We start from the raw sequence: 18,291 nt of genomic DNA on the forward strand, positions 1-18,291 counted from the left end.
AGGAGGGCGCGGCTCAGAGTGCCAGGCGCTGCCCGGGCACGATCACGTCGGGATCACCGCCGATGACGGCTTTGTTGGCGGCGAAGAGGTGCTGCCAGGTGGTGCCGTTGCGGGCCGCGATGCCGCTCAGCGTGTCGCCCTGGCGGACGGTGTAGTCGCCGCGGGACGCGTCCCGGTCGGTGTGCCCCGACTCGCGCGCCTGCGCGGGCTGCGACGACCGCTGCTGCGTCGGGGCCGCCTGCCGCGCCGGCGCCGAGTTCCCCGCGGACGCCCCGGGTGCGGCCGGCGCGCCGCCGTACGCCCCGGCGCGCGTCGAGCAGACGGGCCAGGCGCCCCAGCCCTGGGCCCGCTGCACCTGGGTGGCGACGGCGATCTGCTGCTCCCTGGACGCCTGGTCGGCGGTCGGGGCGTAGGCGGTGCCGCCGTACGCGCGCCAGGTGCCGGCGGAGAACTGGAGTCCGCCGTAGTAGCCGTTGCCGGTGTTGATGTGCCAGTTGCCGCCGCTCTCGCACTGGGCGATGCGGTCCCACACTCCGCCGTCCGCCGCGGTGGCGGTACCGCCGGCCGCCAGCAGGCCGAGCGGGGCGAGCAGGGCCGCCCCGGTGAGGACCGCCGTCGTACGCGCCTTACGGACGTTGTCGCGGGTGGTATCGGCACATTCGGACATGTGATTCCCTCTCCACTTACCCGGGGTCCCCCAGGCCTGGCGCGGTCTCCACGCGAGGGCGTGGTCGTCGCGCCGGCCCCGTCCGCCGGAGGTGGTGCGGTGGACCGGCCTGCTGCGGCCGGCCCGGGCCGGTGGACGAAACCCGAGCGGTGCTCGTTGCACACGGCGCAGGAATGTACGGAGCATCACGAGCCCGGATCAACCAACTGCCCTTCCCTCCAGGCCAGTTCCTGGTTACCCGAGGTAGCAGGTGTTTTCGGCCACCCATTTCATTCGCCGATTTCGGGATTTGTCGACCACTCACTCCTTTATGCTGTGACTCACCTCACCGACTCAAATCCCTTACGGTGACGACCACTTGACGCAGAGTGTTCGATTTCATGCCAGTCGTGACCGTGTGCGGTGGATGGTTCGATTCCGTTCGCCGGGCAGCGTGACTACCGCCACAGCTCGGCCGTTGTCTTCTTCATGAGCCGGGGACGCACCCCGGCCCACAGGCCGGGAGCCACCCGGCCTCGCCACGCATCGCATCCCGAGGGAGCCACCCGTGCCGCGCATGCTCGACGTCAGCGACGAGGTACGCGCCGAGATCGGCGACGAAGAAGCCGACCGGCTGCTCGCCGGAGACAACGCCCCGGGCAGTTATGACTGCACGTCCTGCCGCACCCCGGGCGACTCCGAGCGCGAGCGGACCAGCACCGTCCTGTTCATCGGCGACGAGACCGCCGTGCTCGCCTTCGCGCACGCCGGCTGTCTGCCCTCGCAGGTCGTCCAGGTCACCGAGGAACAGCTCCAGGGCGCCGTCAGGTCCATCAGCGGCAACTCCGTCGACCTGGAGCCCGCGAAGGTGGCGCCCGAGCAGGCCGTGCTCGGTGTGACCAGCGGACTCGTCCTGATCGCCGGGGAGTTGCACCCGGCCCTGGTCGTCGAGCCCACCGGCCCGATCGTGCGTCCCGGTTCCACCGGCGCCGGGGACGACTTCCTGCCGCTGCTGATCGAGCAGGGCTTCATGCCGGTGACCGAGCTGAACTCCGTCCCGCCGGTGCTGCACGGCTGGTCCGTGCTGCTCGCCATGGGCCAGCTGCACGCGGTGCTCCAGCCGGGGATGAACGGCGGGCAGCCGGTCGCCTGGTGGCAGGCGCACCAGCCGTTGCAAGTGACGGACGGCTGGCGGGCCGCCGCGAACAAGCACCAGCAGGTGCTCATGTTCGCCGCACCGGTCGGGTCCATCGGCCGGCAGCCCCGGGAGGACCTGCTGCGGGACGCCCTGGACAAGGCCGCGGCGGGCGGCAAGCTGGTCGCGAGCGTGCTGCCGCTCGCGGGGACGTGACGCACGCCCTCGTCCGGGTGGGCAGGAGCGCCGGCGGGTACGGGTCGTCCCTGGCCGGCCGCGCCGTGCCTCGCACCCCTTGAGGCGCTCCCGCGACCGCATCCCTTCCCGCTCGGGGTCGTTTGGACATACGTGCACGCATACGACGTTCCCCGCCGCCAGTCCTTGCAGCCGATTCCGTCCGCTCGGTCCGGTCAGGATCATTCCGGCGGGCCATCGGCCACGCCGATCTACGACGCGCTCTACGCCGAGTACGTCAAGTCCTTCCGTGCGCTGCCGGGCGACCGGCGCGGCGAGGAGAACCTGGGCTTCACGGCGTTCGGCAACCTGGGGCACGGCTCGGGTTCGCACACCGGCTCGTACAGCGCCTACAGCGCGGGCGCCCAGAGCACCCGGCACGGTGGCGGGCAGCAGCCGACCTGGCAGCGGGTCGGGACCATCGGGCAGCAGCACTCCACCGGGATGCACCACATCCCCGCACTGCCACCCGGCCCACGCCGGGGAATCTGAGAGGGCGGCCCCACCGGGGCCGCCCTCTTTGCTGTCGCTACTTCTTCTTGGCGCCGCGCTTCTCGCGCACCCGCACCGAGATGTGGATCGGCGTCCCCTCGAAGCCGAACTCCTCACGCAGCCGGCGCTCGATGAAGCGCCGGTAGCCCGCCTCGATGAAGCCGGAGGCGAAGAGCACGAACCGCGGCGGCTTCGTGCCCGCCTGGGTGCCGAACAGGATGCGTGGCTGCTTGCCGCCCCGGACCGGGTGCGGATGGGCGGAGACCAGCTCGCCCAGGAACGCGTTCAGCCGGCCCGTCGGGACGCGCGTCTCCCAGCCCGCGAGCGCCGTCTCGATCGCCGGGACCAGCTTCTCCATGTGCCGCCCGGTGCGCGCCGAGACATTGACGCGAGGCGCCCAGGAGACCTGGCCCATCTCGGTCTCGATCTCCCGCTCCAGGTAGTAGCGGCGCTCCTCGTCGAGGGTGTCCCACTTGTTGTACGCGAGGACGAGCGCGCGGCCCGCCTCCACGGCCATGGTGACGATCCGCTGGTCCTGCACCGAGATGGAGTCGGCACCGTCGATGAGGACGACGGCCACCTCGGCCTTCTCGACGGCGGCCGCGGTGCGCAGCGAGGCGTAGTAGTCGGCGCCCTGCTGGAGGTGGACGCGCTTGCGGATGCCCGCCGTGTCGACGAACTTCCAGGTCTTGCCGCCGAGTTCGATCAGCTCATCGACCGGATCGCGGGTGGTGCCGGCGAGTTCGTTGACGACGACGCGCTCCTCGCCCGCCACCTTGTTCAGCAGCGAGGACTTGCCGACGTTCGGGCGGCCGATCAGGGCGACGCGGCGCGGTCCGCCGACGCCGGCCCCGCCGAAGCCCTCGCGCGGTGCCTCGGGCAGCGCCTCCAGGACCGCGTCCAGCATGTCGCCGGTGCCCCGGCCGTGCAGTGCCGACACGGGGTGCGGCTCGCCGAGGCCCAGGGACCACAGGTAGGAGGCGTCGGCCTCGCCGCTCGGGCCGTCCACCTTGTTGGCGCACAGCACGACGGGCTTGCCGGCCTTGCGCAGCAGGCGTACGACCGCCTCGTCGGTGTCGGTGGCGCCCACCTTGGCGTCGACCACGAAGACGACCGCGTCGGCCGCCTCGATGGCGAACTCGGCCTGCGCGGCCACGGAGGCGTCGATACCGAAGACGTCCTGCTCCCAGCCTCCGGTGTCGACGACCTTGAAGCGGCGGCCCGCCCACTCGGCCTCGTAGGTGACCCGGTCGCGGGTGACGCCCGGCTTGTCCTCGACGACGGCCTCGCGGCGGCCGATGATGCGGTTCACCAGAGTCGACTTGCCCACATTCGGGCGGCCGACGACGGCGAGGACGGGCAGCGGTCCGTGACCGGCCTCCTCGATCGCGCCCTCGACCTCCTCCAGGTCGAAGCCCTCTTCGGCGGCGAGCTCCATGAACTCCGCGTACTCGACGTCGCCGAGCGCCCCGTGATCGTGCTCGAACGCGTCCGAGCCGTCGGGCTGGGTCTGGTCGTTCATGAAGTCCGTACCTCGTCGTTCATCGTGGTGATCGGTGGATTGCCCCGGTTCGGGGTGATCCACTACTCAGTGTCGCCCAGCGCCCGTCCGGGCGCCTGGCGTTTTCCGGTCCGGCCGCGGGCCTCAGGCCCGGCCGCCGGGGCCGGACAGCCTGCCGGTGAGCCGTCTGGCCTGCGCCAGGTGCTCGGTGAGGTGCTTCTGGATGCGCTCGGTCGCCTCGTCCAGCGCCGTGCGGGTACGCCGTCCGCTGCCGTCGCCCGCCTCGAACGGTTCGCCGAAGACGATGTCGATCCGCTGCCGCAGCGGGGGCAGCGCCTTGACCAGCCGTCCGCGCCGCTCGGAACTCCCCAGTACGGCGACCGGGACGACCGGGGCGCCGCTGCGGACGGCGAAGTAGGCGAGCCCGGCGCGCAGCGAGGCGAAGTCGCCCTCGCCCCGGGTGCCCTCCGGGAATATCCCCAGCACGCCGCCGGCCGACAGCACGTCCAGCGCCCGGGTGACCGCCGTGCGGTCGGTGCTCTGCCGGTCCACCTTGACCTGGCCGATGCCGGTCAGGAAGGGGTCGAGCGGGCCGACGAACACCTCCTTCTTGATCAGGAAGTGCACCGGCCGGGGTGCGACGCCCATCACCATCGGGCCGTCGACGTTGTGGGAGTGGTTGACGGCGAGGATCGCCGGGCCGCTCGCCGGAACCTTCCAGGCGCCGAGCACCCGGGGCCGCCACAGCGCGTGCATCAGCGGGAGGCCGATGCGCCGGCCGACCTCCGCGCCCCGCAGGGACGGTGCCTGGGTCACTTCGCCGCCCGCTTCTCCTCGACGAGGGTGACGACGCACTCGATGACCTGCGGCAGCGTGAGGTCGGTGGTGTCCACCTCGACCGCGTCGCCCGCCTTCGCGAGCGGCGAGGCCTTCCGGCTGGAGTCGGCGGCGTCCCGCTTGATCAGGGCCTCGCGGGTGGCGTGGACGTCCGCGTCCTTCAGCTCGCCGCTGCGCCGGGCGGCGCGGGCCTCCGGGGAGGCGGTGAGGAAGATCTTCAGGTCGGCGTCCGGCAGCACCGTCGTGCCGATGTCACGGCCTTCGACGACGATGCCCTGCTCGGCGTCGGTGGCGATGGAGCGCTGCAGCTCGGTGATCCGGGCGCGCACCTCGGGTACGGCGCTGACCGCGCTGACCTTGGAGGTGACCTCCTGGGTGCGGATCGGCCCGGCGACGTCCACGCCGTCGACCGTGATCGTCGGGTTGGCCGGGTCGGTGCCGGAGACGATGTCCGGCTTGCCCGCCACGGCGGCGATCTCCGACGGGTCGGCGACATCGATCCCGTTGGTCACCATCCACCAGGTGATCGCCCGGTACTGGGCACCGGTGTCCAGGTAGCTCAGGCCGAGCTGCGCGGCCACCGCCTTCGACGTGCTGGACTTGCCCGTGCCGGAGGGGCCGTCGATGGCGACAATCACTGCCGGGACGCTTTCCACTGTGGGGACCTTCCTGGGCCGGGGTGGCGATCTGGGGCGGGGCGGTGCCCCGCACAAGGTTACTGGGTGCGGGTCACTCGTCCGGCCCACCCGCCCGGCGGCGGGCACGCGTCCTACTGACGGATCGCCCAGCCCCGCTCCCGCAGCGCCGCCGACAGCACGGGCACCGCCTTCGGTTCGACCATCAGCTGCACGAGACCGGCCTGCTGTCCCGTCGCGTGCTCGATCCGCACGTCCTCGATGTTGACCCCGGCCTGCCCGGCGTCCGCGAAGATTCGGGCCAGCTGGCCCGGCTGGTCGTCGATGAGCACCGCGACGACCTCGTACACGCGCGGCGCGGAGCCGTGCTTGCCGGGCACCCGGACCTGCCCGGCGTTGCCCCGCCGCAGCACGTCCTCGATGCCGCCGGTCCCCTCACGGCGCTTGGCCTCGTCGGAGGACTGCAGGGCGCGCAGCGCCCGGACGGTCTCGTCGAGGTCGGCGGAGAGGTCGCCGAGCAGGTCGGCGACCGGCCCGGGGTTGGCGGAGAGGATGTCGATCCACATCCGCGGGTCGGAGGCGGCGATCCGGGTCACGTCCCGGATGCCTTGCCCGCACAGCCGTACGGCCGCCTCCTCGGCGTGCTCCAGGCGGGCGGCGACCATGCTGGAGACCAGGTGGGGCATGTGGGAGACCAGCGCCACGGCCCGGTCGTGGGCGTCGGCGTCCATGACGACCGGCACGGCACGGCAGTGCGAGACCAGCTCCAGGGCGAGGTTCAGCACCTCGGTGTCGGTGTCCCTCGTGGGGGTGAGCACCCAGGGGCGGCCCTCGAAGAGGTCGCCGGTCGCCGCCAGCGGGCCGGACTTCTCCCGGCCCGACATGGGGTGCGTGCCCAGGTACCGGGTCAGGTCGAGCCCGAGCGCCTCCAGCTCGCGGCGCGGGCCGCCCTTGACGCTTGCCACATCGAGGTAGCCGCGCGCCAGGCCGCGCCGCATGGCGTCGGCGAGGACCGCGGCGACGTGCGCGGGCGGGGCGGCGACGATCGCCAGGTCGACGGGCCCGTCGGGCGCCTCGTCCGTACCGGCTCCGAGCGCGGTCGCCGTGCGGGCCTGCTCGGGGTCGTGGTCGGCGAGGTGGACGGCGACGCCGCGCTGGGCGAGGGCCAGGGCGGCGGAGGTCCCGATGAGTCCGGTGCCGATGACGAGTGCGGTTCTCACTGGGCGATGTCCTTGCGCAGTGCGGCGGCGGCGCCCAGGTAGACGTGGTTGATCTCGGCCCGCGGCCGGTCGGACTCGATGTGCGCGAGCACCCGGACGACGCGGGGCATGGCGCCCTCGATGTCCAGTTCCTGGGCGCAGATCAGCGGCACGTCCAGGATGCCCAGCTTCCGGGCGGCCGCGGCCGGGAAGTCGCTGTGCAGATCGGGCGTGGCCGTGAACCAGATGCTGATCAGGTCGTCGGTGGTCAGCCCGTTCCGCTCCAGGACGGCGGTGAGCAGGGCCCCGACCTGCTCGTCCATGTGGCCGGCTTCGTCCCGCTCGAGTTGGACGGCGCCCCGGACCGCTCGTACCGCCACGGCTGCTCCTTGCTGGTGTGCGACATCGGCTCTACGTCCGTCAAGCCTAGTCAGCCGGGTGCGGACGGGTGCGGGGCGCTCGCCCGCTGAGACGGGCGGGCCGGCGTCTCAGAGATCCCAGAGGGCGCCGAGCGTCACGAGTTCACTCCGGTACTCGATCCGGTCCGCCCACTCGGCGGGCCAGGCCTCGGCGCCGAGGTACGCGCCCGCGAAGGCCCCGGCCAGGCACGCGATGGAGTCGGAGTCGCCGGAGGTGCACGCGGCCCGGCGCAGGGCGGTCAGGGGCTCGTCCACGAACTGCAGGAAACACAGCAGCCCGGTGGCAAGCGCCTCCTCGGCGATCCAGCCCTCCCCCGTGGCGAGGCAGGGGTCGTTCTCCGGGGAGAAGGTCCGTACGGCGTCCCGCAGCCGGTCGAGCACCCCCAGGCACTCGTCCCAGCCGCGCGCGATGAACTGCTCCGGCGTGGCGTCCTCGGCCCGCGTCCACAGATCACCGAGCCACTGCTCGTGGTAGCGGTCGCGGTTCTCGTAGGCGTACGACCGCAGCAGCCCGACCAGTCCGGTCGGCTCCGCGCCCTGCGCGAGCAGCCGTACGGCGTGCGCGGTGAGGTCGGAGGCGGCCAGTGCCGTGGGGTGCCCGTGCGTGAGAGCGGCCTGCAACTGGGCGGCGCCCGCGCGCTGTTCGTCGCTCAGCCCGGGGACGAGGCCGATCGGCGCGACGCGCATGTTGGCGCCGCATCCCTTGGAGTGGATCTGGCTGGCGTCCTGCCAGGGCCGCTCAGGCTGCTCCAGCAGGACACAGGCCCGGATGCAGGTGTTGCCGGGCGCCCGGTTGTTCTCCGGGGAGCGGTTCCAGTCGATGAACTCCTGCCGCACGGGCCCGGCCAGTTCGCCGGGTCCGAGCACCCCCCGGTCCATCGCGGTGCGCAGCCCGCGCCCCAGCGCCAGCGTCATCTGCGTGTCGTCCGTGACGATGGCGGGCGCCGGCAGTTCCATCTCCCGCCAGGGCCCGAACTTGGCGAGTATCGACGGCACGTTGCTGAACTCGGTCGGGAAGCCGAGCGCGTCCCCGAGGGCGAGGCCGATCAGGGAGCCGGTGGCGGCGCGCTTGCGGACGGTGGTGGAGGTCATGCGGGGCGTCCTTCCCGGGACGGGCGGAGGAGGGGCGGGTGCAGGGCGGCGGCGTCGCCCGCGCGGTAGAGGGCGGCGGGTTTGCCGCGGCCTCCGGTCAGGCGCGCGGCGCCGGGGACCGGTGTGACGAAGCCGGGGGTGGCGAGCACCTTGCGCCGGAAGTTGGGCCGGTCGAGCGGGGTGCCCCACACGGTCTCGTAGACCTGCTGGAGCTCGCCGAGGGTGAACTCGGGCGGGCAGAAGGCGGTGGCGAGACCGGTGTACTCGAATCTGGCCCCGACCCTCTCGTGCGCGTCGGCCAGGATCCGGTCGTGGTCGAACGCCAGCGGCCGGGCCGTGTCGTACGGCACCCAGCGGGCCTGCGTGGCGTCGCCGCCGCCGTACGGTTCGGGCGGGTCGGGCAGCAGCGCGGTGAAGGCCACCGAGACGACCCGCATCCGGGGATCGCGGTCCGGCTCGCTGTAGGTGCGCAGCTGCTCCAGGTGCAGCCCGGAGACGTCGGACAGGCCGGTCTCCTCGGCGAGTTCACGCCGGGCCGCCACCTCCGCGGACTCGTCCGGCAGCACGAAGCCACCGGGCAGGGCCCAGCGGCCGGCGTACGGCTCCTGTCCGCGCTCGACGAGCAGGACGTGCAGCGCGCCGGCGCGGATGGTGAGGACGGCCAGGTCGACGGTGACCGCGAAGGGTTCGTACGCGTACTTGTCGTAGCCCTGCATGCGGCACCACCCCCTTAATAGTCGCACTGACTATAAAGGGGGTGGTCGTCACTCGCAAGAGGCCGGCCGTCCTGCCGCCTAGAGGTCCACTTCCTTCATCAGCATTCCGACCTCGGTGTTGGACAGCCGCCGCAGCCAGCCCGACTTCTGGTCGCCGAGCGTGATCGGGCCGAAGGCGACGCGCACCAGCTTGTCGACCGGGAATCCGGCCTCGGCGAGCATGCGGCGCACGATGTGCTTGCGGCCCTCGTGCAGGGTGACCTCGACGAGGTAGTTCTTGCCGGTCTGCTCGACGACCCGGAAGTGGTCCGCGCGCGCGTACCCGTCCTCCAGCTGGATGCCGTCCTTCAGCCGCTTGCCCAGGTCACGCGGGATCGGGCCGACGATGTGCGCGAGGTAGGTCTTCTTGACGCCGTACTTGGGGTGGGTCAGCCGGTGGGCCAGCTCGCCGTGGTTGGTGAGCAGGATGACGCCCTCGGTCTCGGTGTCGAGCCGCCCCACGTGGAAGAGCCGCGTCTCGCGGTTGGTGACGTAGTCGCCGAGGCACTGGCGCCCCTCGGGGTCCTCCATCGTGGAGACGACACCGGCGGGCTTGTTCAGCGAGAAGAACTGGTACGACTGGGTCGCGACCGTCAGGCCGTCGACCTTGACCTCGTCCTTCTCCGGGTCGACGCGCTTGCCCTGCTCCAGCACGATCTCGCCGTTGACCTCGACCCGGGCCTGCTCGATCAGCTCCTCGCAGGCGCGCCGGGAGCCGTAGCCCGCGCGCGCGAGAACCTTCTGGAGCCGCTCGCCCTCCTGCTCGGCACCCGGGAAGGTCTTGGGCAGCTTGACGTCCTTCCGGCCCGCGTACCGCTCCCGGTTGCGCTCCTCGGCCCGCGTCTCGAACTCACGGGAACGGGCGGGCTCGGTACGTCCGCCCTGCTGGGGCTTGCGGGGGCCGCCCTTGGCGCCGCCGCGGGCCGCGCCGCCGCGCCCCGCCTTCGGGCCGTCCTTGGTCGCCCCGGGGCCCACGTCGTAGCGGCGCTCCTCGGGGCGGGGCTTGCGGGGGCGGCCCTGCCCCTGCTGGTCCCGGTTGTCACCGGCACCGCGGTAGTTGCCGCGTCCGCCGGTCCCGCCACTCTTGCCACTGCCGCTGCTTCGCATCAAAATTCCGTCGTCTTGTCGTCTGCGTCCTCGGAATCCGGAGCGTCCGGATCGAACGACGGCACGCCTTCCTGCGTCTCGGCCTCGATCGCCTCCGCCTCCGGGAGGAAGGGCGCGAGCTCCGGGAGCTCGTCCAGGCCGCGCAGGCCCATTCGCTCCAGGAAGTAGTTCGTCGTCGTGTACAGGATCGCACCTGTTTCGGGTTCCGTGCCCTCCTCCTGGACCAGACCGCGCTGGAGCAGGGTGCGCATGACGCCGTCACAGTTCACTCCACGCACTGCCGAGACCCGGCTGCGGCTGACCGGCTGGCGGTACGCCACCACCGCGAGCGTCTCCAGCGCCGCCTGCGTGAGCCGGGCCGTCTGGCCCTCCAGGGCGAGCCGCTCGACGGCCGGGGCGTACTCGGGGCGGGTGTAGAAGCGCCAGCCCCCGGCGACGAGCCGCAGCTCGAAGCCGCGCCCCTGTGCCGTGTACTCGTCGGCCAGCTCCCGCAGCGCCTTGGCGATCTGCCGCTTGGGCCGCTCCAGTATCTTCGCGAGGTGCTCCACCGTCGCGGGCTCGTCCACGACCATGAGGACGGCCTCCAGGGCGGGCCTGAGCTCCAGGCCGGCGACGGCACGCAGCCCGGCCGGCAGCTCGGTGGTGTCCTCGCTCACGCCTTCTCCTCCTGCTCCTTGGGCTCCCCGGCCCGCACGGGCTCCGGCGGCCGGTCGAACTCGTCGGTCACCATCGGCCCGGCGTCCTGCTCGCCGCCGGTCCAGCGCACCAGCAGCTCACCGAGGGCGGTCTCCTGCTCCAGCGCCACCGCCTTCTCGCGGTACAGCTCCAGCAACGCCAGGAACCGCGCCACCACGGTGAGGGTGTCGTCGGTGTCCTCGACGAGCGCGCGGAAGCTGACCTCGCCGAGTTCCCGCAAGCGCGCGACGACGATGCCGGCCTGCTCCTGCACACTCACCAGCGGGGCGTGGATGTGGTCGACGTACACCTGCGGCTTGGGCTTCGGCTGCATCGCCTTGACCGCGAGCTTCGCGAACCCCTCCGGGCCGATGCTGATGACGACCTCGGGGAGCAGCTCGGCGTGCTGCGGTTCCAGGCCGACGGTACGGGGGTGGCGGTGGGCCTCCTCCTCGAGGCGGTTGCTGAAGATGTCGGCGACGTGCTTGTAGGCGCGGTACTGGAGCAAGCGCGCGAAGAGCAGGTCGCGGGCCTCCAGCAGCGCCAGGTCGGCCTCGTCCTCCACCTCGGCCGAGGGCAGCAGCCGTGCCGCCTTCAGGTCGAGCAGGGTGGCGGCTACGACCAGGAACTCGGTCGTCTCGTCCAGGTCCCACTCCGGCCCCATGGCCCGGATGTGCGCCATGAACTCGTCGGTCACCCTGGACAGGGCGACCTCGGTGACGTCGAGCTTGTGCTTGGAGATCAGCTGGAGCAGCAGGTCGAAGGGGCCCTCGAAGTTGGCGAGCCGCACCTTGAAACCACCGGACTCCCCTTCCCCGCTACCGTCAGCTTCACCGGCCTCGGCGGCTTCAGGGGGCACGACGGACGCATCGACCTCGGCAGCTTCGAGGGCCACGACGGACGCACCGGCCTCGACCGGCCCTGCAAGCTCGACAGCAGACGCCGCAGCCTCGGGGGACCCGGCAGGCTCGACGGACGCGGCAGTTGCGAGGTTCGTAGCGGGACCGGTGAGCCCGGCAGGCTCGGCGGACGCGACAGACGGGGCGGGCTCGGCGGGCCCGGCGGGAGCCGGGTGGTCCGGCTCGGGTTCCGGGGCGGCGGTCTCGACGACGTCGACGGCCTCGCCGGCCTTCGCGGCCCCGGCGGCCTCGCGGTCCGGCTCGGGCGCAGCCCCTGGGCCCCTCCCCAGCGCACGCCTGCGGGCGGCCGGGCCGGAGGACGGGACTGGGGAGCCTTGCGAGGTCATAGCCCCCGCAGGCTACCGCTACCGCCCACGAAGCCGTCGTACGAGGATGCTGGCGTCCCCGCGGGTCTCCAGGTCGGCCAGCACCACGGCGACGGCCTCGCGCACGATGCGCCCCCGGTCCACGGCCAGCCCGTGTTCGCCCCGCAGGACGAGGCGGGCGTGCTCCAGGTCCATCAGCTCCTCGGCGGACACGTACACCGTGATCTTCTCGTCGTGCCGCTCACGCCCGCTGGGCCGCCGCGCGGCGGCCCGCCCGCGCTTGTTGCGGGGCGCCGCCGCGGCAGAACCTTCCTGCGCCGCAGCCTGCCCCTGCCGCCGCGAGGGGCGCTCCGCGCCCCGGCTGCGCGACTCGGCGTCGGTCGGCTCCGCGTCGGCCGCGACATGCTCGGCGCCGTCCCCGTCACCGCCCTGCGCGGGCACCGCCTGCGGCGCGTCCTCCGTGACGGCCGTCGCGTCGGCCTCCCCCGCCGGAGGTGGCACCCGGGCCTCGCCGTTGGCGCCCCGCCGGGGAGTGGATGACTGGAGCGCCATTCCCCCTGTCGTACGGAACAGTTCGTCGGCCCCCGGCAGACTCACTCGGCGTGACACCGGGCGAGCACCTCCCTGGCGAGCTGGCGATAGGCGGCGGCACCCACGGAGTTGGAGGCGTACGTGGTGATCGGCTCACCGGCGACGGTGGTCTCCGGGAAGCGGACCGTGCGCCCGATGACCGTGTGATAGACGTGGTCGTCGAAGGCCTCGACGACCCGCGCGAGCACCTCACGGCTGTGCACCGTGCGCGAGTCGTACATCGTGGCGAGGATCCCGTCGAGCTCCAGCTCCGGGTTGAGCCGCTCCTGGACCTTCTCGATGGTCTCGGTCAGCAGCGCCACACCACGCAGGGCGAAGAACTCGCACTCCAGCGGCACGATCACCTTGTGAGCCGCCGTCAGGGCGTTCACGGTGAGCAAGCCGAGCGAGGGCTGACAGTCGATCACGATGTAGTCGTAGTCCGGCAGCAGCGGCTTCAGCGCGCGCTGCAGCGAGGACTCACGGGCCACTTCGGAGACCAGCTGGACCTCGGCCGCCGACAGGTCGATGTTGCTGGGCAGCAGGTCCATGTTGGGGACCGCCGTCTTCAGCAGGACCTCGTCGGCCGCCAGGCCCCGCTCCATGAGCAGGTTGTAGACGGTGAGGTCGAGCTCCATCGGATTGACACCGAGACCGACCGACAACGCGCCCTGCGGGTCGAAGTCCACGAGCAGCACCCGGCGTCCGTACTCCGCGAGCGCCGCACCCAGATTGATGGTGGACGTCGTCTTGCCGACGCCGCCCTTCTGGTTGCACATCGCGATGATCTTCGCGGGTCCGTGGTCCGTCAGCGGCCCCGGGATCGGGAAGTACGGCAGCGGGCGTCCGGTCGGGCCGACGCGCTCGCGGCGCTGACGGGCCGCGTCGGGCGCGAGCGTGGCCGCGTACTCCGGATCGGGCTCGTACTCGGCGTCCGGGTCGTAGAAGTGCCCCTCGGGCAGTTCCTCGTAGTCGGCGAAGTGGTTGTGGGGCGCGCCACTTCCGTCGCCGGCCATGGCGTTCACGTGATGGCCATCCATGCTCTGGTGTGCTGGCTGAGTCACCCCTGACTTGTGGTGACCCTGGTGGGCTGCGAAGGTGCGCACCGCGACGGAGCCGACAGCCTCGAACCCCGCGGGAGCCTGGCCCCGCGCAGGGCTTCCTGGTTGACCACCCCCGGGAGAAAATGTCGACTCATTCACAAGTCGTCTTACCTCCTTGGTGACCAGGGAACTTCTAGACAGGTCAGCGTGGCACCATGCCGACGGTTGGCGACTCTATGGCGTGTCGGGCGTCCGCAGCAACACAATCCGCCGGACCCGGCAGGATGTGTCGGCAATGAAACATCCCTCTGTCAAGGGCGTACGGCCGTCGCACGGCAGGTTTCACCGGTGTGCGAATCGGTTCAAGGGTTACGTTCGAGGCGAGTTGACCGAGAGTCGCAAAGTGACCATACACACATCCGGCCGGACCTTGTCGGGCAAGGTCCGGCCGGATGTTCGCGGTTGACGACCTGTGTTGACGTATCGCCTTTTCGCTTTTGATGACTTGGGACCCGGCGGTCAGCCGAGGAGCGCCTCCAGCTCCACGTGGTCCAGCCCGTGCGCCTCGGCCACCTCGCGGTAAACGACCTTGCCGTCATGCGTGTTGAGGCCCTTGGCGAGCGCGGGGTCACGGCGCAGCGCCTCCACCCAGCCACGGTTGGCCAGCTCCACGATGTACGGGAGCGTGGCGTTGGTGAGGGCGTTGGTGGAGGTGTTCGGGACAGCGCCGGGCATGTTGGCGACGCAGTAGAAGACCGACTGGTGGACCGGGAAGGTCGGCTCGGCGTGCGTGGTCGGACGGGAGTCCTCGAAGCAGCCGCCCTGGTCGATCGCGATGTCGACAAGGACACTTCCCGGCTTCATGCGGGAGACGAGCTCGTTGGTGACGAGCTTCGGCGCCTTGGCGCCGGGGATGAGCACAGCGCCGATGACGAGGTCGGCGTCGAGGACGGCCTTCTCCAGCTCGAAGGAGTTGGACATGATGGCCTTGACCTTGGTGCCGAAGATCCGGTCGGCCTCGCGCAGCTTGTTGATGTCGCGGTCCAGCAGCGTCACCTCGAAGCCCATGCCGACGGCGATCTGGGTGGCGTTCCAGCCGGAGACACCGCCGCCGATCACGACGGCCTTGGCGGGGGTCACGCCGGGAACGCCGCCCGGCAGCACACCGCGGCCGCCGGCCGCGCGCATCAGGTGGTAGGCGCCGACCTGCGGGGCGAGACGGCCCGCGACCTCGGACATCGGGGCGAGCAGCGGCAGCGCGCGGCTCGGCAGCTCGACGGTCTCGTAGGCAATGGCGGTGGTGCCGGACTCCAGCAGGGCGTCCGTGCACTCCTTGGACGCGGCCAGGTGCAGGTAGGTGAAGAGCGTCTGGTCCTTGCGCAGGCGGTGGTACTCCTCGGCGATGGGCTCCTTGACCTTCAGCAGCAGGTCGGCCGAGGCCCACACCTCGTCGGCCGTCTCCAGGATCTGCGCGCCCGCGGCCACGTACTCGGCGTCCGTGATCGAGGAGCCGAGGCCGGCGTTGCGCTCGATGACCACCTGGTGGCCGTTACGCACCAGCTCGTGCACGCCGGCGGGGGTGATGGCCACCCGGAACTCGTTGTTCTTGACCTCGCGGGGGATGCCGACCTTCACGTCGATCACGGTCCTTGGCTCAGAGGGGGTGTATTACACGACTGACCCGGATGTAGGGGGCACACCGGGAGACACCGCAGGAGAACGTGCGGCAGAGCCAGTCTAATGAAGGTGTTCCCGCTGTCTAGCCTTCCATTGCATCAATCTTCTGCGGATGTACTACGGATTTCGCAGGCACTAGCTGCATATTCCGTGGCTGGATCTGGCGTTTCGGCCTCCTGGATCTCATCCCCCAGCATGCGCTCGGCGGCGCTGCGGTGCAGCAGGGCGGCCGTGGGATCACCCAGACGCTCCAGGGTGTCGGCCAGCCGCAGATGCAGGGCGGCCTGCAGACGGGCGTCCGCCGCGCGGCGCGCCCATTCGACCGCCTCCTGGCAGGTACGCAGCGACTCCTCGGGCCGCCCCGCGTACTCCTGGACGCGCGCCAGCTCGCTCAACGCGCGGGCGTGGGCGGCCACATCGCCCAGCCTGCGGTACCCGGCGATGGCGGCCCTCCAGTTGCGCTGCGCCTCCCCGTAGCGCCCCGCGTAGGTGTGCGCCGTCGCGATCCGGCCGTACAACCGGGCGGCCTCCTCGCTCTCCCCGCGGGCCAGGCGCTCGGCCAGTGCCCGGCCGAACCAGTCGGCCGCCCGGTCGTGATCACCCAGCTCCTGGTGCGCGCCCCCTACGGATTCCATCGCGCGACCGGTCGCGTACGGGTCGTTCGCCCGGCGTCCGGCGTCCAGCGCGGCCCGGTAACGGACCAGGGCGTCGGCCGTCCGGCCGGTCCTGGCGTCCAGATCGCCCAGGTTCAGCAGCGCCGCCGCCTGCTCCCGTGGCAGGTCCCGGCGCTCGGCCACGTCGAGCACCAGCCGGTGGATGCCGTACAGGTCGCAGGCGGCGGCCTGCGTCCCGAAGTGGGCGACCATCGCGCGCACGAGCTGGGACATCAGCCGCCGGGCCAGGGTGTCCAGCTCCCCGTCGGCGACCGCGAGCCGGGCGGAGGCCAGCAGTGCCGGGCGGCGCAGGCGCAGCCAGTCCGCGGCCGCCCGGGGACTGGGGAAGCGCAGGGCGCGCGGGGTGCCGGCCAGCTTCTCGCGGGCCTGGGGGCTGTCGGTCTCGGTGATGGCCCGGCAGGACTGCAGCAGCCGTACCGTCCGCTCCAGCATCCGGGCGCGGGCCAGCTGGAGCTCGGCGGGGCGGTCCTCGGTCTCGGTGACGGCCTGGAGCAGCGGGTGCAGGCACCCGGGCACCTCGTACTCCGGCAGCAGCGAGTCGGCGCTGGTCCTGCGCAGCAGGCCGAGGGCGGCGAAGTCGTCCAGGGTGTGCCGGGCGCCGTTGACCGAGCAGCCGGCGAGCGCGGACGCGGTGTGCTGGTCGATACGGCCGGCGGGGGCGAGCGACAGCAGGCGCAGGATACGGGCGGCGCTGCCCGGCAGCGAGGAGTGGACCAGCCGGAAGACCCGGCTGAGGGGCGTCCCGTCGTCGCCCTCGGCGTGCAGCTGCTTGGTGAGGTCGGCGACGGCCGCCTGGGGGCGGGCGGCGAGCCAGCCGCCGGCCAGCATCAGCGCGGCGGGCTGGGCCTGGCACGCCTCGACGAGTCCCTCCGCCGCCCGCGGGTCGACGGTGATCCGGACGGAGCCGGTGAGCCGGGACAGCAGTTCGACGGCGGACTTGGTGTCGAGGCCGCCGAGGGTGCAGGGGCGGACGTCGGTGATGCCGGTCAGCGGGCCCCGGGCGACCGCGACGACCAGGCAGTCGGGGGTGTCCGGCAGCAGGGCGTCGACCTGCTCGGCGTCGGCCGCGTCGTCCAGCAGGAGCAGGGCCCGGCGGCCGGCCAGTGCCTCGCGGAGCGCCGCCGCGAGGTCGTCGTCGGCGGCTCCGGGCGGGGCCGGCCGGTCCAGGGCGGTGAGCAGGTCCCCCGCGGTGCGGGCCGTCGGCACGGGGGTGCCGTCGGGTTCGCTGAGCCGGGCGCGCAGCACCCCGTCGGGGTACCGGCCGGCGACCTGCCGTACCAGTTCCTCGGCGAGGGCGGTGCGGCCGGAGCCGGGACGGCCCGCGATCAGCAGCACGCGCGCGCGTGGCGCCTTGCGGCCGGAGAGGGTGTCGAGTCCGGCACGCTCGATGTCGGCGCGCAGTTCCTTCAACTCCCGTGTGCGGCCCAGGAACTGGCTCTGCGCGGACGCGCCCGACACCTGCACGCCGTCTGGCTCCACCGCCTGATCCGTCACGGGCCACACTCCCGTCCAACCGCACGCGCAAAAGCCCGCCGGGACTCCGGTTCGGGCGTTCCCGAGCCTAGTTCACGCTCTGCGACGAACTCGGCGGAGCACGGCGGAGACGTCCCCCGATCGGATCAGGCGATCGTCACACCGGACGACGCCCGGTGCGGCAGGTGGCGGATCAGGCCTGGAAGGGACGTGCCGGCCACGGCGCCTCCGCCGGGCGCAGCGCGTCGAGCCCGTCGCCCTGCTGGGCGGCGACCAGCGAAAGAACGCCCACGACCAGGCAGTTGTTGTGCAGCTCGCCGGCCAGGACGCCCCGTACCAGCTCCTCGACCGGGACCCGCGCCAGTTCCAGGTCGATCTCCTCGTGCTCCGCCGCGAAGCGCTCGCCCTCCGCCTCGGACAGCTCGCGGGCGAGGAAGATGCGCACCGCCTCGTCGCAGCCTCCGGGCGTCGTGTAGACGTCGGTCAGCACCCGCCAGTCCTCGGCCTTGACGTGCGCCTCCTCGTACAGCTCGCGCTGGGCCGCGTGCAGCGGGTTCTCACCGGGCACGTCGAGCAGGCCTGCCGGGATCTCCCACAGCTTCTGGCGCACCGGGTGCCGGTACTGGCGCAGCACCAGGACCCGGCCGGCGTCGTCGAGGGCGAGGACCGCCACGGACCCGGGGTGGACCTGGTAGTCACGGCGGACGACCGTGCCGTCGGACATGACCACGTCGTCCGTGCGGACCGAGGTCTTGTTGCCCACGAAGGGGGTCTCCGTGGCCCGGATCTCCCACTCCTCGTGGCTGTCCTTGATCGTCATGCCCTGTCCTTCCCGACGTACCACCGGCGTGCGACAACAAGCCGGGGTGCGCACCTTGGCGGGCTCGCACCCCGGCAACGGT

The 18,291-nt window shown here is 72.2% G+C and carries 18 protein-coding genes; 2 read left to right on the forward strand and 16 right to left on the reverse strand.

What is annotated here, in order from left to right:
• Positions 1–13: 13 nt before the first annotated feature.
• Entirely contained in the window at positions 14–667 is a 654-nt protein-coding gene (locus ACIHCM_RS20525) for a transglycosylase family protein (protein WP_399897782.1), read from the reverse strand.
• Positions 668–1,214: 547 nt separating this feature from the next.
• On the opposite strand from ACIHCM_RS20525, the gene ACIHCM_RS20530 reads away from it, so the two are divergent.
• Together ACIHCM_RS20530 and ACIHCM_RS20535 are read left to right on the forward strand one after the other, a co-directional pair.
• Positions 1,215–1,997 carry a hypothetical protein gene (locus tag ACIHCM_RS20530; protein WP_399897784.1) on the forward strand — a complete coding sequence of 261 codons (783 nt, stop codon included), beginning with the start codon at positions 1,215–1,217 and terminating at the stop codon, positions 1,995–1,997.
• Positions 1,998–2,129: 132 nt separating this feature from the next.
• Positions 2,130–2,507, forward strand: coding sequence for a hypothetical protein (locus tag ACIHCM_RS20535; RefSeq protein WP_399897787.1), 378 nt, complete (start codon positions 2,130–2,132; stop codon positions 2,505–2,507).
• A 37-nt stretch (positions 2,508–2,544) separates the two neighbouring features.
• On the opposite strand, the gene der is transcribed toward ACIHCM_RS20535, so the two are convergent.
• From der to ACIHCM_RS20610, 15 genes are all read right to left on the reverse strand, one after another.
• Positions 2,545–4,029, reverse strand: a complete 1,485-nt coding sequence (der, locus tag ACIHCM_RS20540; RefSeq protein ID WP_399897790.1) for a ribosome biogenesis GTPase Der — start codon at positions 4,027–4,029, stop codon at positions 2,545–2,547.
• Positions 4,030–4,152: 123 nt separating this feature from the next.
• Positions 4,153–4,863 (reverse strand): lysophospholipid acyltransferase family protein, encoded by a 711-nt coding sequence (locus tag ACIHCM_RS20545; RefSeq protein WP_399897793.1) that lies wholly within the window; start codon positions 4,861–4,863, stop codon positions 4,153–4,155.
• Positions 4,821–5,501, reverse strand: a complete 681-nt coding sequence (gene cmk, locus ACIHCM_RS20550) for a (d)CMP kinase (RefSeq protein WP_399897796.1) — start codon at positions 5,499–5,501, stop codon at positions 4,821–4,823. The genes ACIHCM_RS20545 and cmk overlap by 43 nt, the downstream gene beginning before the upstream one ends.
• A 113-nt stretch (positions 5,502–5,614) precedes the next feature.
• Entirely contained in the window at positions 5,615–6,700 is a 1,086-nt protein-coding gene (locus ACIHCM_RS20555; RefSeq protein ID WP_399897799.1) for a prephenate dehydrogenase, read from the reverse strand.
• Positions 6,697–7,059 carry a chorismate mutase gene (aroH, locus tag ACIHCM_RS20560; protein WP_399897801.1) on the reverse strand — a complete coding sequence of 121 codons (363 nt, stop codon included), beginning with the start codon at positions 7,057–7,059 and terminating at the stop codon, positions 6,697–6,699. The genes ACIHCM_RS20555 and aroH overlap by 4 nt, the downstream gene beginning before the upstream one ends.
• Positions 7,060–7,167: 108 nt before the next feature.
• Positions 7,168–8,190 (reverse strand): ADP-ribosylglycohydrolase family protein, encoded by a 1,023-nt coding sequence (locus ACIHCM_RS20565; protein ID WP_399897803.1) that lies wholly within the window; start codon positions 8,188–8,190, stop codon positions 7,168–7,170.
• Positions 8,187–8,906 (reverse strand): NUDIX hydrolase, encoded by a 720-nt coding sequence (locus ACIHCM_RS20570; protein WP_399897805.1) that lies wholly within the window; start codon positions 8,904–8,906, stop codon positions 8,187–8,189. Before ACIHCM_RS20570 ends, ACIHCM_RS20565 begins: the two co-directional genes overlap by 4 nt.
• Before the next feature lie 78 nt (positions 8,907–8,984).
• Complete coding sequence (locus ACIHCM_RS20575; protein ID WP_393114376.1) at positions 8,985–10,052, reverse strand: pseudouridine synthase; 1,068 nt, start codon at positions 10,050–10,052, stop codon at positions 8,985–8,987.
• Positions 10,052–10,708, reverse strand: coding sequence for an SMC-Scp complex subunit ScpB (gene scpB / locus ACIHCM_RS20580; protein ID WP_399897807.1), 657 nt, complete (start codon positions 10,706–10,708; stop codon positions 10,052–10,054). The genes ACIHCM_RS20575 and scpB overlap by 1 nt, the downstream gene beginning before the upstream one ends.
• Entirely contained in the window at positions 10,705–11,973 is a 1,269-nt protein-coding gene (locus ACIHCM_RS20585; RefSeq protein ID WP_399897809.1) for a segregation/condensation protein A, read from the reverse strand. Before ACIHCM_RS20585 ends, scpB begins: the two co-directional genes overlap by 4 nt.
• A gap of 18 nt (positions 11,974–11,991) precedes the next feature.
• On the reverse strand, positions 11,992–12,561 hold the full coding sequence (locus ACIHCM_RS20590; RefSeq protein ID WP_399897811.1) for a hypothetical protein: 570 nt from the start codon (positions 12,559–12,561) through the stop codon (positions 11,992–11,994).
• Complete coding sequence (locus ACIHCM_RS20595) at positions 12,546–13,724, reverse strand: ParA family protein (protein WP_399897813.1); 1,179 nt, start codon at positions 13,722–13,724, stop codon at positions 12,546–12,548. Before ACIHCM_RS20595 ends, ACIHCM_RS20590 begins: the two co-directional genes overlap by 16 nt.
• Positions 13,725–14,084: 360 nt before the next feature.
• Positions 14,085–15,209, reverse strand: coding sequence for an alanine dehydrogenase (gene ald, locus ACIHCM_RS20600; protein ID WP_399897815.1), 1,125 nt, complete (start codon positions 15,207–15,209; stop codon positions 14,085–14,087).
• A gap of 131 nt (positions 15,210–15,340) precedes the next feature.
• Entirely contained in the window at positions 15,341–17,410 is a 2,070-nt protein-coding gene (locus ACIHCM_RS20605; protein ID WP_399897817.1) for a tetratricopeptide repeat protein, read from the reverse strand.
• 172 nt (positions 17,411–17,582) lie between these two features.
• Entirely contained in the window at positions 17,583–18,209 is a 627-nt protein-coding gene (locus tag ACIHCM_RS20610) for an NUDIX domain-containing protein (protein ID WP_399897819.1), read from the reverse strand.
• Positions 18,210–18,291: the final 82 nt, after the last annotated feature.

It is taken from the genome of Streptomyces sp. NPDC052023, from assembly GCF_044548465.1.
Classification (GTDB): Bacteria; Actinomycetota; Actinomycetes; order Streptomycetales; family Streptomycetaceae; genus Streptomyces.